The organism is Kribbella monticola (genome assembly GCF_003261635.1).
Taxonomy (GTDB): domain Bacteria; phylum Actinomycetota; class Actinomycetes; order Propionibacteriales; family Kribbellaceae; genus Kribbella; species Kribbella monticola.
The window spans coordinates 223,032-236,501 of sequence record NZ_QFXK01000030.1 but is presented as its reverse complement, the minus strand read 5'-3'; the positions used below and the strand labels follow the sequence as shown (position 1 = coordinate 236,501).

13 protein-coding genes are annotated in these 13,470 nt (G+C 68.9%); 9 read left to right on the top strand and 4 right to left on the bottom strand.

The window, feature by feature from the left end; all coding sequences use genetic code 11:
- Positions 1 to 31: 31 nt before the first annotated feature.
- A complete protein-coding gene (locus tag DIZ26_RS17465) occupies positions 32 to 1,033 on the bottom strand; it encodes a GDSL-type esterase/lipase family protein (RefSeq protein ID WP_112242578.1) in 1,002 nt (333 codons plus the stop codon).
- Between the two features lie 45 nt (positions 1,034 to 1,078).
- On the opposite strand from DIZ26_RS17465, the gene DIZ26_RS17460 reads away from it, so the two are divergent.
- The 3 genes from DIZ26_RS17460 (at position 1,079) to DIZ26_RS17450 (ending at position 3,448) form a co-directional block, all read left to right on the top strand.
- Positions 1,079 to 2,065, top strand: coding sequence for a threonine/serine dehydratase (locus DIZ26_RS17460; RefSeq protein ID WP_112242576.1), 987 nt, complete (start codon positions 1,079 to 1,081; stop codon positions 2,063 to 2,065).
- A gap of 17 nt (positions 2,066 to 2,082) precedes the next feature.
- Positions 2,083 to 2,991 (top strand): ribonuclease Z, encoded by a 909-nt coding sequence (locus DIZ26_RS17455; protein WP_198676146.1) that lies wholly within the window; start codon positions 2,083 to 2,085, stop codon positions 2,989 to 2,991.
- An 85-nt stretch (positions 2,992 to 3,076) separates the two neighbouring features.
- Entirely contained in the window at positions 3,077 to 3,448 is a 372-nt protein-coding gene (locus DIZ26_RS17450; protein ID WP_112242572.1) for a hypothetical protein, read from the top strand.
- Here the strand turns inward: DIZ26_RS17450 and DIZ26_RS17445 are convergent, their stop codons facing one another.
- On the bottom strand, positions 3,449 to 4,603 hold the full coding sequence (locus tag DIZ26_RS17445; protein WP_112242570.1) for an epoxide hydrolase family protein: 1,155 nt from the start codon (positions 4,601 to 4,603) through the stop codon (positions 3,449 to 3,451).
- Positions 4,604 to 4,666: 63 nt separating this feature from the next.
- Between DIZ26_RS17445 and DIZ26_RS17440 the strand changes: the two genes are divergently transcribed.
- Positions 4,667 to 5,605 carry a helix-turn-helix transcriptional regulator gene (locus DIZ26_RS17440; protein ID WP_112242568.1) on the top strand — a complete coding sequence of 313 codons (939 nt, stop codon included), beginning with the start codon at positions 4,667 to 4,669 and terminating at the stop codon, positions 5,603 to 5,605.
- 58 nt (positions 5,606 to 5,663) lie between these two features.
- Positions 5,664 to 7,076, top strand: a complete 1,413-nt coding sequence (pdxR, locus tag DIZ26_RS17435) for a MocR-like pyridoxine biosynthesis transcription factor PdxR (protein WP_112242566.1) — start codon at positions 5,664 to 5,666, stop codon at positions 7,074 to 7,076.
- A 13-nt stretch (positions 7,077 to 7,089) separates the two neighbouring features.
- Here the strand turns inward: pdxR and DIZ26_RS17430 are convergent, their stop codons facing one another.
- A complete protein-coding gene (locus tag DIZ26_RS17430) occupies positions 7,090 to 7,920 on the bottom strand; it encodes an oxidoreductase (RefSeq protein ID WP_112242564.1) in 831 nt (276 codons plus the stop codon).
- A gap of 97 nt (positions 7,921 to 8,017) precedes the next feature.
- Here DIZ26_RS17430 and DIZ26_RS17425 point away from each other — a divergent pair, with 97 nt between their 5' ends.
- Positions 8,018 to 8,581: a TetR family transcriptional regulator gene (locus DIZ26_RS17425; protein WP_112242562.1), complete on the top strand. Its 564-nt coding sequence runs from the start codon at positions 8,018 to 8,020 to the stop codon at positions 8,579 to 8,581.
- A 109-nt stretch (positions 8,582 to 8,690) separates the two neighbouring features.
- Positions 8,691 to 10,274: a S1C family serine protease gene (locus DIZ26_RS17420; protein WP_112242560.1), complete on the top strand. Its 1,584-nt coding sequence runs from the start codon at positions 8,691 to 8,693 to the stop codon at positions 10,272 to 10,274.
- Between the two features lie 126 nt (positions 10,275 to 10,400).
- Here DIZ26_RS17420 and DIZ26_RS17415 read toward each other — a convergent pair whose 3' ends face one another.
- Complete coding sequence (locus DIZ26_RS17415; protein ID WP_112242558.1) at positions 10,401 to 11,288, bottom strand: NAD-dependent epimerase/dehydratase family protein; 888 nt, start codon at positions 11,286 to 11,288, stop codon at positions 10,401 to 10,403.
- A 187-nt stretch (positions 11,289 to 11,475) separates the two neighbouring features.
- On the opposite strand from DIZ26_RS17415, the gene DIZ26_RS17410 reads away from it, so the two are divergent.
- Positions 11,476 to 12,909, top strand: coding sequence for an MFS transporter (locus tag DIZ26_RS17410; RefSeq protein WP_232828412.1), 1,434 nt, complete (start codon positions 11,476 to 11,478; stop codon positions 12,907 to 12,909).
- Positions 12,906 to 13,439 (top strand): TetR/AcrR family transcriptional regulator, encoded by a 534-nt coding sequence (locus DIZ26_RS17405; RefSeq protein WP_112242554.1) that lies wholly within the window; start codon positions 12,906 to 12,908, stop codon positions 13,437 to 13,439. The genes DIZ26_RS17410 and DIZ26_RS17405 overlap by 4 nt, the downstream gene beginning before the upstream one ends.
- Positions 13,440 to 13,470 lie beyond the last annotated feature (31 nt).

Sequence of the window (13,470 nt, the reverse complement as noted above, 5' to 3'; positions counted from 1 at the left end):
CGGCGGCGATGAGGTGAGGGTGGCGGGGGAGTTACAGAGGCAGGGTGAGTAGGGGGGCTAGGCGGTCGGCGATCAGGCGGTAGCCGTCGGGGCCGGGGTGGACGTCGTCGGCGTACAGGGTCTGGGCCTCCTCGGTGCTGAGGACGGTGCGTCCGTCGATCAGTTGGAGATCCGGGTCCTGGCGGGTGCGGGCGCCGAGTTCGACGCAGGCTCGGATGTCGTCGAGGGTGAGGCCGAGGCCGTTCGGCTTGCCCTCCAGGTTCGGTGCGGGCAGCGGGGTGATCACCACGATCGGGGTGTGCGGGTGTCCTTCGCGCACGGTCGACAGGAACGCCTCGACCTGGCCGGGAAGCGTCCGCCCGCTGTACGTCTCACCGCCGTAGATGTTGATACCGAGACACAACGAGATCAGCCGCGCCGGGGTGTCCCGGATCGTCCGCGCCGCGATCGGGTCGAGGTGGCACTCGCCCGCGAAGCCGAGCATGACCAAATCCCATTGATGCTGGCGAGCGACCAGTGCCGGCCACGTCTCGGACGGCCCGTAGGCACCGGTGCACTGGCTGATCGAACTCCCATAGGTGATCCAACGCGGCCCAGCCGGCGGCTGTGGCACCGCCTCACCCTCGAAGGCGACTTCCCGTACTTCGGCCGCCCCCGCCTGGGGCAGCCAGATCTCCAGCTCGACCGGTCCCGGCGGCAGCTCGACCCGGATCCGCTGCTCACCGGCCTGTACTTCGCACCGCTGATGCAGCACTCCGCCGATGAGGAAGTCGACCGGCGCGACGATCCCGTCCAGACCCCCTGCGCCCCGGATCTCCAGCGTCACCGACGTCGCCGAGGTCTGCCAACGCGCGCGCACTCCCGCAGGAGTCGCAGCGCGGGCCCAGAGCCGGTGTCCCGGCCGCTCGGGATTGCCCGTCCAGTCGGTCAGCTCGAACGGCTGCTCGCGCGGATCGAGCCGCCAGAAGGTTGTCCAGCCGTCGGCGTCGACCTCACGAAACCGGTAGCCGGTCCACAGTGGCTCAGTTCCCATCCGCCGCCTCCGAAACAGATGCTGTTGATGGGACAAGCTATACCTATGACCGTGGACGAGCTCATCACGCCGGAAGCCGTGGCGGATCGATCGGAAGCGGTGGCACCGCGGCTGCGCGAGCACCTGCCGGTCACCCCGTTCGTCGGATTCGGGGCGTTCAGCGAAGAGCTCGGCGCCGAAGTCCTGGTCAAGTGCGAGCACCAGCAGCGGACCGGCTCGTTCAAGGCCCGCGGCGCGATGGCCAAGGTTCTGTCGCTGTCCGGCGAGCAGCGCGAGGCCGGCGTGGTGACCGCCTCGACCGGCAACCACGGGCTCGGGGTGAGCAACGCGCTGGCGACGCTCGGCGGCCGCGGCATCGTCTACGTCCCGGAGAACGCGTCCGCCAGCAAGGTGGCCGCGATCAAGCGGTTCGGGATCGGGGTTCGCGGCGTCGGAACCGACTCCGGTGCCAACGAGACGATGGCTCGCGCCGAGGCTCAGGAGAAGGGCTGGACCTACATCTCGCCGTACAACGACCCGGACATCATCGCCGGGCAAGGGACGGCGGCGGTCGAGATGCTCGAGCAACTTGACGGCCGGCGGCTGGATGCCGTCTTCGTCGCGGTCGGTGGTGGCGGCCTGGTCAGCGGAGTCGCCGCGGTGCTGAAGCGGCATCTGCCGGACGTCAAGGTGTACGGCGCTTCGCCGGTCGTGGACGCCGCGATGGCCGCCTCGGTGCAGGCCGGCCGGATCATCGAGGTGGACGGCAAGCCGACCCTTTCGGACGGTACGGCGGGCAGTGTCGAGCCCGGCAGCATCACCTTCGAGCTGTGCCGGTCCCTGGTGGACGAGTGGGTGCTCGTCGAAGAAGAAGAGATCAGGGACGCGCTGCGGCTGGTGATCGACACCGAACACCAGTTGATCGAAGGCTCGGCCGCGATGGCGTTCGCGGCGGCGCGCGCCCGGCGTACGGAAATCGCGGGGCAACGAGTGGCCGTGGTGTCCTGCGGGGGCAACATCTCGGCGAAAACCTTGGTGGCCGCGCTGAGCTGACGAAGTACTGTGTGGCCGTGCGCGAACTGGTTGTACTGGGCACCGGCAGTCAGGTGGCGTCCCGGGAACGCAGCCAGAACGGCTACTTCCTGCGCTGGGATTCCGAGGGTTTTCTCTTCGACCCGGGCGAAGGGACGCAACGGCAGATGCTGTACGCCGGGGTGCCGGCCGGCGCGATCACGCGGCTTTGCGTCACGCATTTCCACGGCGACCACTGCCTCGGCGTACCGGGCGTCGTGCAACGGCTCTCGCTCGACGGCGTGGAGCATCCGGTGCATGCGCACTATCCGGCCTCCGGGCAGGAGTACTTCACCAGACTCCGGTACGCCGCGTCCTTCTTCGAGCGGGCGGAGTTGCGGGAGGAGCCGATCGACGAGGAAGGCCTGCTGTCGGTCGGTTCGTTCGGGCAGCTGTGGGTCCGGCGGCTGGAGCACCCGATCGAGTCGTTCGGTTACCAGTTGATCGAACCAGACGGCCGGCGGATGCTGCCGGACGAACTGGCCCGGTACGGCGTCGCCGGGCCCGCGGTCGGCCGGCTCCAGCGGGCGGGCTCGATCGAGGTCGACGGGCGCACGGTGACCGTGGAGCAGGTGAGCGAACCGCGCCCTGGGCAACGATTCGCCTTCGTGATGGACACCCGGTTGTGCGAGGGGGTCTTCCGCCTCGCCGACGGTGCCGACCTGCTCGTGATCGAGTCGACCTACCTGTCGTCCGAACGTGAACTGGCGACCAGCTTCGGCCACCTCACCGCTCGGCAGGCGGCGCGGGTGGCGCAGGAGTGCGGGGTTCGCAAACTCGTTCTGACCCACTTCTCCCAGCGCTACACCGAACCGGAACGCTTCTACGAGGAAGCGTCCGCCGAATTCAGCGGCGAGATAGTCGTAGCCGCCGACCTGACCCGAATCCCCTTCCCTTCCCGCCTCTGACCGCATCACCTGGAGTAGGTGGGGTTTTGCTGACTGGTCATAGAACTGTGATCTCAGTGATGGAAAGTAGTCGTAGGATTTCGGTGTGTCACTGACGTTTCCGGCATCGTTTGCCGATGGCAATGAATTTCCGGCCTCGCTCGACGAGTCGACCCGGGTCGCCCTCGAGGTGGCCGCGGTGCAGCACGCGTTCGAGGACGGGATGCTGACCGACGCCTGGCAACTGGCCTGGTCGATGGAACCGCGGCTGGTCGGGACCGGCCGCTGGCAAGAGGTGCTGGTGACCCAGAAGGTCGCACTGACGGCCGCGATCAGGCTCGGCGACCGGCTCCTGGAAGGGCAGGCGCGCCTCGCGCTCGGCCGCGCCTGCCTGGAGCTCGGCGACCACCGCCGCGCCGGCCACCACCTCGCCGAGGGCACCAGCATCCTGCGCACCCTCGGCGTCCCGCTCGACTGATCAGCGCAGCGCCCGGAAGAACTCCCGGACGTCCGCGGTCAGCAGTTCGGGTTCCTCCAGCGCGGCGAAGTGGCCGCCCCGGTCGACATCGGTCCAGCGGGTGATGGTGTTCTCCCGCTCGGCGTACCGGCGGATGCCGACATCGTGGGCGAAGACGAGCACGGCGGTCGGGACGCCCGAGTTCTCCTTGGTCGCGCCCCACGGCTGCTGCTGCGCATACCCGACGTACGCCGCCGAGCCCGCCGTACCGGTCAGCCAGTAGATCATCACGTTCGTCAGCAGCCGGTCCCGGTCGATGATTGCATCCGGCAACGTTGTCCGCGGATGCGTCCACTCGCGGAACTTGTCCATGATCCAGGCGAGTTGCCCGACCGGCGAGTCGACCAGTCCGTAGGCGAGCGTCTGCGGCCGGGTCGACTGGATCGCGATGTAGCCGAACTCCTCGCGCATGAACGCGTCGATCCGGCCCAGCCGGTCCCGCTCGAGGTCGGTCAGCGTCGCGCGTTCCTCGGCCTGCAGGTTCATCGGCGGCAACCCGGGCGTGCCGTTCACGTGGACCCCGACGACCCGCTCGCGATCGGCCCGGGCGACCTCCGGCGAGACGGCCGCACCGATGTCACCACCCTGTACGCCGTACCGCGGGTACCCGAGCCGGTTCATCAGCTCCACCCAGGTCCGGCCGACCCGGTCCGTCGACCAGCCGCCCTCGTGCACCGGGCCGGAGAAGCCGAACCCCGGCAGTGACGGAATCACCAGATGGAACGCGTCCGCCGCGTCGCCGCCGTAGGCGACCGGATCGGTCAGTGGGCCGATCACGTCGAGGAACTCGGCGATGGATCCGGGCCAGCCGTGGGTGAGCAGCAGGGGCAGCGCGTCCGCCTCGGCCGACCGCACGTGCAGGAAGTGGATCTGCTGACCATCGATCACGGTCGTGTACTGCGGATAGTCGTTCAACTGCTTCTCGATCGCGCGCCAGTCGTACTCGTCGCGCCAGTAGTCCACCAGGCTGCTCAACCAGGAAACCGGTACGCCGGTGTCCCAGTCGTCACCAGGCAACGGGGCAGGCAACCGCGTCTGCGTCAGCCGCGCCTTGAGGTCGTCCAGCGTGCTCTGCGGAATGTCGATGCTGAAGGGCTTGAGCTCGTTCGTCGTCATGTCCTCGACTCTGTCACCCGGTTAGGACACCTTCTGTCCTAGCTTTCTGCCAGACTCGTCTTCATGCTGGAAACCTCCGCCAGGCTGCTCAAACTCCTCTCCCTGCTGCAGTCCCCGCGCGACTGGAGCGGCGCGGACTTGGCCGGCGAGCTCGGAGTCGGTGTGCGGACGGTTCGCCGCGACGTCGACAAGCTGCGCAACCTCGGCTATCCGGTCGATGCGGTTCCGGGTGTAGCCGGGTATCGCCTTGGCGCGGGTGCTTCCCTGCCGCCGCTGCTGCTGGACGACGAGGAGGCGGTGGCCGTCGCGATCGGGCTGCGCTCTGCCGCAACTGGGAGCGTGGCCGGGATCGAGGAGTCGTCGGTGCGGGCGTTGACCAAGCTGGAGCAGGTGTTGCCGTCCCGCCTGCGCCACCGGGTCCACCTGCTGCAGTCAGTGGCAGTCACTCCGAACTCGGGTGCCGCCGTGGACCCCGCAGTATTGATGGCCGTCGCAGCGGTCTGCCGCGACCATGAGCGACTCCGCTTCGACTACCGAAGTCACGACGGCACCGCGACAGTCCGTACGACGGAGCCGCACCGCCTGGTGCACACCGGGCGACGTTGGTATCTCGTCGCCTGGGACGTGGAGCGGGAGGGCTGGCGAACCTTCCGGCTGGACCGGATGGAACCCCGGATCCCCACCGGCCCACGGTTCCAGCCGCGCGAAGCACCCGACCTCGAGCAGACCACGCGGGGCGTCGCGGGTGGCGGGTATCGCTACCAAGCCCGATTCCTGCTTCAGGCTCCGGCCGAGCAGATCGCCGACCGGATCCCGAGCACAGTCGGCGTCGTCGAAATGGTCGATTCCTCCACCTGTGTCCTCTCGGCCGGCTCGAACTCCCTGGACGAACTGCTCCTGTACGTCGGTCTGCTAGGCGTCGACTTCGTGGTCCAGTCGCCGCCCGAGCTGATCGCCCACGTCCAGACCCTCACCACGCGGCTCGCCGGAGCCATCCCCTAGCCGTAGGCGGTCCCGAAGTCTGCCCGACATCGTCGGTCCTTGGATAAGGTGCGGTTTCATGAACCGGGCCAGGACCAATTCCGCGGCCGGTGAGCTGCTGGTCGAGCTGCGCCGGGACTCGTCCGTGCCGCTGCATCAGCAGCTGGAGGGTGGTATCCGGGACCGGATCCGGCAGGGGCTGCTCCGGGCGGACGCGGTGCTGCCGGCGACCCGCGCGCTCGCGGCGGATCTCGGGTTGTCCCGCGGTGTGGTGGTCGAGGCCTACCAGCAACTGGTCGCCGAGGGATACCTGATCAGCAAGACCGGCGGGTACACCCAGGTGGCGCCCGGCGCCGCGAGGATCGAGACGCAGCCGGCAACCGCTCTGGAAAGCGGGGGAGCACCCCGGATCGACTTCAAGTACAGCAAGCCGGACGTCTCGCAGTTTCCGCGCCCTGCGTGGTTGCGGTCGATGCGCAAGGTGCTCAACGAGACCCCGCACCGGCGACTGGCCTACTTGGACGGACGTGGTACCTCCGAACTGCGTGAGGCCCTGGCCGACTACCTGAACCGGGTCCGCGGGACATCGGCACGCCCGGAGAACATGCTGATCTGCAACGGCTTCGCCCAAGGATCACGATTGCTGCTGCAGGTCCTGGTGGCCTCGGGCTACCGGCGGCTGGCGATCGAGGACCCGTCCGACAACGAGTTGCGCGACGTCGCGAAGCAGGCCGGCCTGGAGGCGGTCGGCGTACCGGTGTCGGAGACCGGCCTCGACGTGGAAGCTCTCGAGCGGTCGGGTGCGGACGTCGTACTGGTGACAGCGGCTCATCAGTTCCCGACCGGGGCGGTGGCGTCGGCGCAGACGCGGGCAGGCTTGATCGCCTGGGCCACCAAGAACGACGCCTTGGTGATCGAGGACGACTACGACGCGGAGTACCGGTACGACCGGGAGCCGATCGGCGCGATGCAGGGCCTGGCGCCGGAGTCGGTCGTCTATGCCGGTACGGCGAGCAAGACTCTCGCGCCCGGGCTCCGGCTCGGGTGGTTGATCCTGCCGAGCCGGCTGGTCGAGCCGATGGCGGTGGCCAAGGTGGCCGACGATCGCGGCTCGCCGGTGTTCGACCAGTTGACGTTCGCCGACTTCGTGGCGCGGGGCGAGTTCGACCGGCACCTGCGCCGGATGCGGCCGCGGTACCGCCGGTTACGGGACACTTTGGTCGGCCGGCTGGCCGAGCGGGTGCCGGAGTTGGTGCCGATCGGTGTATCCGCCGGGCTGCACGTGATGGCCTGGCTGCCGGCCGACCTCACCGAGGCCGGTGTCCAGAAGGCGGCTCTGGAGCGCGGCCTCGGCGTCTACGGCCTGGCGCCGTACTGGATGGGGCACGCCGGACCCGAAGGCCTGGTCTTCGGCTACGGCAGCCTGACCGAAAAAGAAGTTGTCGAGGGCATCGACCTGCTCGCCGACGCCATCGACTCGCTTCGGTCGTAATCCGGGGCGGGGCTCACTCGTAGTCGGTCGAGGTGGTCAGGTGCGCCCACTCGGCGGCTTCGGCGGCGCGGGATCGCGAAGCGCGGTCGGCGTGCTCGAGCGCGTCCTTGCCCAGCAGTAGACGCAGGGGAGGATTGTCGAGCCTGACGATCTCGAGGACCGCCTGGGCCGCCTTGGCCGGATCGCCTGGCTGCTTGCCGTCGGCAGCCACCCGGTAGCGGTTCAGTTCGCCGACCGTGGAGTCGTAGTCCTCGCGGACTTCGGCGATCGTCATCGACGAACCACCCCAGTCCGTCCGGAACGCTCCTGGCTCGATGATCGTCACCTTCACCCCGAACGGCCGGATCTCGTTCGCGAGCACCTCGGAGAAGCCCTCGACGGCGAACTTGGCGGTCTGGTAGGCGCCCATGCCCGGCGTACCACCGACCCGGCCGCCGATCGACGAGAACTGCAGGAAGTGTCCGCCGCGTTGCGTGCGGAAGACCGGCAGCGCCGCCTTGGTCACGTTCACGACGCCGAACAAGTTGGTCTCCACCTGGGCCCGGAAGTCGGCATCGTCGGTGTCCTCGATCGGCGCACTGTTCGCGTAACCGGCGTTGTTGGCCACGACGTCCAGACCGCCGAACTCGTCCAGCGCCGTCTGTACGGCGGCGCGCGAGGCCGCCGCGTCCGTGACGTCGAGCGCCACCGCGCGGATCGCGTCGCCGTACTTGTGGACCAGGTCGTCGAGCTGCTCGGGGGTGCGGGCGGTGGCGACCACCCGGTCCCCGGCGGCCAGCGCGGCCTGGGTGAGTTCGCGGCCGAGGCCGCGGGAGCTTCCGGTGATGAGCCAGGTCTTGGTCATGATCTCCTACCTATGTAACCGACTGGTTGGTTAGCTCCAGGAAACACCCTGTGCTGCCAGAAATCAACCGACCGGTTGGTTAGGTAGACTTTGGGCCATGCAGCAGCGGAATGCCGATCGGACCAGAAGCCGGATCCTCGACGCCGCCACCGACGAGTTCGCCGCCCTCGGCATCGCCGGGGCGCGGGTGAACCGGATCGCCGAGGTGGCCGGTTGCAACAAGGCGATGCTGTACGCGTACTACGGCAACAAGGATCAGCTCTTCGACGCGGTCTTCACGGCGTACGTCGAGAAGTACCTGGAGGAGGTCGGCTTCGACGCCGACGACCTGCCGGAGTACGCCGGGCGCGTGTTCGACTACTTCGAGGAACACCCGCATCACCTGCGGCTGGCGGTCTGGTACCGGTTGGAGCGGCCGGAGAGTTCACGGCTGGAAGCGGTGCTGGCGGTGAATGCGAGCCGGCTGGCCGAGTTGGAGAAGGCCCGGCGGGCGGGGCGGATCCGGTCGGACTTCAAGCCGGTGGAGCTGCTGTCGCTGGTGCAGTCGATCGCCACCAGCTGGTCGTCGATGAATCCGGAATTCGCCGCCGCCGCGCCGATTTCGCGGGCGCGGAGACGACGTGCGGTGGTGACGGCGGTGGCGAAGCTGCTCGATCGGTGAGAGCCGGGACACACCGGATTCTCAGCTGATTCCTCGGTTGGCTCGATGGAGTTCTCAGTTTGCCGAGGTCTACTCGTTGACAGACGGGATGGGCTGAGGAGGCAACGGGATGAACGGCAACGAGGAACACCAGCAACCGGCTGACGGGCAGCAGCCGCAGTACTACGGACCGCAGCCTGGGCAAGCGCAGAACGGAGCGCAGCCTGGGCAAGCGCAGAACGGACCGCAGCACGCGCAGGCGCAGTACGGGCAGGCGGCGGGCGGGCCGCAGTACGGCCAGCAGTATGGGCAGCAGGGGTACTACGGGCCGCAGTACGGGCAGGGGTCGTTCGGGTACGGGCAGGGGAATCCTCAGTATCAGCAGGGGTACGGGCAGCCGTGGGGGTATCACCCGATGCCGCCGGCGCCCAAGCGGCGCAAGCGGTTGCCGGCGCTGATCGGGGTGCTCAGCCTCGCCACCGCGACCGTGATCGGATCGGTTGCCTGGGGCATCGATCAGCACACGGGCGGCATCACGTCGAGCCTCTCCTCCTCGATGGATGCCTCGGCCGTGGCGGCGAAGGTCTCGCCCGGGCTGGTGGATGTGAACACGGTGCTCGGGTACGAGGGCGCACGCGCCGCCGGGACCGGGATCGTGTTGACGTCCGACGGCGAGATCCTCACCAATCACCACGTGATCGAGGGCGCCACCAAGATCACGGTGACCGACATCGGGAACGGCAAGACGTACGAGGCGGCTGTGGTCGGGTACGACGATGCTCACGACATCGCGGTGCTCAAGCTGAAGGGTGCCTCCGGGCTCGAGGTCGCCAAGACCGGCGACTCCTCCAAGGTCGCGCTGGGCGATCAGGTGGTCGGGATCGGCAACGCGGGCGGAGTCGGTGGTACGCCGAGCTATGCGGCCGGCAAGGTGACCGGACTGAACCAGGCGATCACCGCGACCGACGAGTCCGGCTCCGACCCGGAGAACCTGACTGGCCTGATCCAGACCGACGCGAACATCCAGGCCGGCGACTCCGGCGGTCCGTTGGCGAACTCCAAGGGCGAGGTGATCGGCGTCGACACCGCGGGCGGCAGCGGCAACGGCGGTACCGGCGGCCCGGGCCAGACGGCGTACGGCGACGGCAGCGGCTCGAACCTCGGCAACGCCGGCTCGGGTGCCGGTGACGGCTTCGGCTCGGGCGGCTTCGGCAGCGGCGAGGACAACGGTCAGGGCTTCGGGAACGAGGGCAACGGCCAGGGCTTCGGAAACGGGCAAGGGCAGGGCAACGGCCAGGGCTTCGGAAACGGGCAAGGGCAGGGCAACGGGCAGGGGCAGCAGACCACGACGCAGGGTTATGCGATCCCGATCAACCAGGCGCTCGACATCGCCGAACAGATCGAGGCGGGCAAGAGTTCGGCGGACGTACACATCGGCGACTCGGCGATGCTCGGCATCTCGGTGCTGGCGAACCAGGCCGTCTCCGGCGCGATCGTCAACGACGTGGTCGCCGACGGTGCCGCGGCCAAGGCGGGGCTGAACGCCGGCGACGTGATCACCTCCTTCGACGGCAAGGCGGTCGATTCGCCGGACGCGCTGTCCACGCTCCTCAACCCGCACCACGCCGGCGACAAGGTCCGCGTCAGCTGGCAGGACCAGTCCGGCGACTCCCACACCGCCACCATCACCTTGATGGCCGGCCCGGTCCGCTGACCATCGAGCCCGTCACCACTTCACAGCCCCGGTCCGGAGCGCACCCCCTCCGCGCGCGGACCGGCCGACCGGGCTCGACTGCTCCTACCCCCTCGGGAGCGTCGAGCCCGGCCCTTGTATGTCGCCTCAGTTGCCGAAGCCGGTCCGCCAGGACGGATAGCGCGGAGACCAACCGAGCTCGGTCCGGGCGTAGCGGTTGTCGGCGCCACGGGCCCAGCCCTGACGATCGGCCGCGTCGGCCGCCTCGACCTCCGGCACCGGGGCGCCGATCGCAGCAGCGAAGGCAGGCACCCACTCCGTTCCGGCGGCCGGTTCGTCGTCGACGATGTTCACCGGACCGGTCGGCCAATCGAGAGCCTGTACTGCGGCCGCCGCGGCATCTTCGACATGGAGGAAGCTGGTGATGTCGCGGCTCGGCACGAGGTCACCGCTGCGCAGCAGGTCGTCCATCAAGGCGCCCTTGGCATACCAGGTCCCGGGCCCGTAGAGCATGCCGTACCGCAGGACGACCCACTCGGGCAGTTCGGCAACGGTCGCCTCCACCTGCGCGACGGCCCGCACGGTCGCCAACCGCGAGCCGGTCGAGTCGAGATCGAGCGGGGTCTCCTCAACGGCGGGGGAAGGAAGCAAAGCGCGGGAGGTGGCAGGCTTCTCGCCTGGCTCGTAGGCCCACGAGATGCTCTGCGCGATGATCCGGGTCGCACCGGCGGCGAGTGCCGCGTCGACTAGGTTCCTCGTACCGCGCCGGCGGATGTCGGCGTTGGCCTGTAGATCCCGGCTGCCGAGATCGGTCAGCTGGTGCATCACCACGGACGGCCGGGCGTCGGCCATGGCCCTGGTCAGCGCCCCGGCGTCGTACACATCCGCGACGACCGCCTCGGCACCCTGTCGCCGCAGCGCCTCGGCATCGTCCGGGCGCCGCGTCAATCCGATCACCTGATGTCCACCTTCGAGCAGCAACGGCACCACTTGCCGCCCGATCACCCCGGTCGCACCGGCCAGAAAGATTCGCATGCAGCCACGCTAGGTCGGCCCCGGCCCGTCCAACTGGTCCATTTTGCGGCGAATCTGCCGGGCCAGTTCGTTCAGTCGGTGAACCCGGCCCAGCTCGCGGTGAACGGGCGTTTACCCTAGATCGAGGTAAACGCCTGTTCACTCCGCCCCGCCCGTGGCGACGAGCTGTGTCTGTGAGGACTCGAAGGTGACTGTTCGGCCTGCTGTTCATCCCCGGATGGTGCTGGCGGCGCTGGCCTCGTGTGGCGTGCTGGTCTCGGTGATGCAGACGATCGTGGTGCCGCTGCTGCCCGAGTTGCCCGCGCTCACTCACAGCCATCCGACCGACGTGAGTTGGCTGGTCACCGTGACGCTGCTGACCGGTGCCGTCTTCACCCCGCTGCTCGGACGCGCGGGTGACATGTACGGCAAGCGCCGGGTGCTGCTCGTCGCACTGTCCTCGATGGTGGTCGGCTCATTGCTCTGTGCCATCAGCTCGCACCTGCTGGTGCTGATCGCCGGCCGTGCGTTCCAGGGTGCGGCTGTAGCTGTCGTCCCGCTCGGGATCAGCATCCTGCGCGACGAACTGCCGCCGGCCCGGGTGATCCCGTCCATCGCGATCATGAGCTCGACCCTCGGTGTCGGCGCCGCGTTCGGGATCCCCGCGGCGACGCTCGTGGTCGAGTACGCGAACTGGCACACGATGTTCTGGATCTGCCTGGGACTCGGCCTGCTCGACATCGCCGTGGTGCTCCTCGTCGTGCCGGAGTCCAAGCTGCGCACGAGCGGGCGTTTCGACGTACTGGGTGCGTTCGGGTTGAGCGCGTTCCTCGTCTGCCTCTTGCTCGCGGTGTCCAAGGGCAGCGCGTGGGGATGGGCGTCGGCTACGACTCTCGGGCTGTTGGCCGGCTCAGCCGTGATCGCGATCTGCTGGGTCTGGTACGAAATGCGCGTCGCCGCGCCGCTCGTTGATCTCCGGGTGTCGGCGCGGCCCGCCGTGCTGTTCACGAACCTCGCTGCCCTGCTGATCGGGTTCGCCTTCTACGCCAACTCGCTCTCCACCGCGCAACTCGTCCAGGAGCCGACCTGGACGGGGTACGGGCTCGGTGCGTCGATCGTGGTCAGCGGCCTCTGCCTGCTGCCGGGCGGTATCGCCATGGTGTTGTTGTCGCCGGTGTCCGCGCGAATCTCGGCCGCCCGCGGCCCGCGCTTCACCCTCGCCGTCGCCGGTGCGCTGATGGCCGTGGGGTACGTCGTGCGCTTGTTCACCAGTGGGAATCTGGCCGCGATCGTGGCCGGAGCCACCGTCGTCTCGGCCGGTACCGCGGTGGCGTATTCGGCGCTTCCGGCCCTGATCATGCATGCTGTGCCGGTGACCGAGACGGCCGCCGCGAACGGCCTCAACACACTGATGCGCACGATCGGCCAGGCAGTCTGCAGCGCCGTCGTGGTGACAGTGCTGACCAGCCTCGTCGCCACCAAGGCGGGTCGCACTGCTCCCACGCTCCATGCCTATCTGACCGTCTTCGTGATCGCCGGCCTCGCGGCACTCGCAGCGGTCGGGTTCACGTTGCTGATCCCGGCCCGCCGTACTGCGGCCAGCCGCGGGCCGGCGTTGGTCGAGGCCGGCGGTTCGTCGTGATCGATGCCGGCCGGACGGCGATCCTCAGGGCGGCCCGCAAAGCCTTCGCCCTGCAGCCGTACGCCGCGGTCACGCTGCGCGGGATCGCCGCCGACGCGGGGGTGAGCGCATCGCTGATCGTCAAGCACTTCGGCGGCAAGGAGGCGTTGTTCGACCGGGTCGCCGACTTCAGCGACGCGGCCGAATTGTTGCTCAAGGCCCCTGATTGCGAGCTCGGCCGGCACGCCGTCCGTACGCTGGTGGACTGGCGCCGGGAGAACGGCTCGGACCTGCTGCTCCGGGTCGTCTTCGCGATCGGCCCCGGCGACGAACGCAAGCTGTTGCGCGAGCGCTTCCACGACCAGGTCGTCGAGGCCTTCGCAGCCCGGCTGACCGGCGACGACAGCGCTCTGCGCGCCGAACTGATCGTCGCCCATCTCCTCGGCCTGGGCGCGGCGATGGCCGTCGACAAGACCGGGCCGACCGCCGGCGCCGCCTCGAGCCGGATCGCAGATCTCTACGGGCCGGCCATCCAGGCGCTGGTGAGCTGACGGCGGCGTCTCAAGAAAACGGGCAACGATC

Bases quoted from the DNA above. Each gene is read 5' to 3' on its own strand.
- DIZ26_RS17425 (WP_112242562.1), top strand. From the start codon at position 8,018: ATGCAGCAGCGGAATGCCGATCGGACCAGAAGCCGGATCCTCGACGCC.
- DIZ26_RS17440 (WP_112242568.1), top strand. From the start codon at position 4,667: ATGCTGGAAACCTCCGCCAGGCTGCTCAAACTCCTCTCCCTGCTGCAG.
- DIZ26_RS17465 (WP_112242578.1), bottom strand. From the start codon at position 1,033: ATGGGAACTGAGCCACTGTGGACCGGCTACCGGTTTCGTGAGGTCGAC.
- DIZ26_RS17420 (WP_112242560.1), top strand. From the start codon at position 8,691: ATGAACGGCAACGAGGAACACCAGCAACCGGCTGACGGGCAGCAGCCG.
- DIZ26_RS17415 (WP_112242558.1), bottom strand. From the start codon at position 11,288: ATGCGAATCTTTCTGGCCGGTGCGACCGGGGTGATCGGGCGGCAAGTG.
- pdxR (WP_112242566.1), top strand. From the start codon at position 5,664: ATGAACCGGGCCAGGACCAATTCCGCGGCCGGTGAGCTGCTGGTCGAG.
- DIZ26_RS17445 (WP_112242570.1), bottom strand. From the start codon at position 4,603: ATGACGACGAACGAGCTCAAGCCCTTCAGCATCGACATTCCGCAGAGC.
- DIZ26_RS17430 (WP_112242564.1), bottom strand. From the start codon at position 7,920: ATGACCAAGACCTGGCTCATCACCGGAAGCTCCCGCGGCCTCGGCCGC.
- DIZ26_RS17460 (WP_112242576.1), top strand. From the start codon at position 1,079: ATGACCGTGGACGAGCTCATCACGCCGGAAGCCGTGGCGGATCGATCG.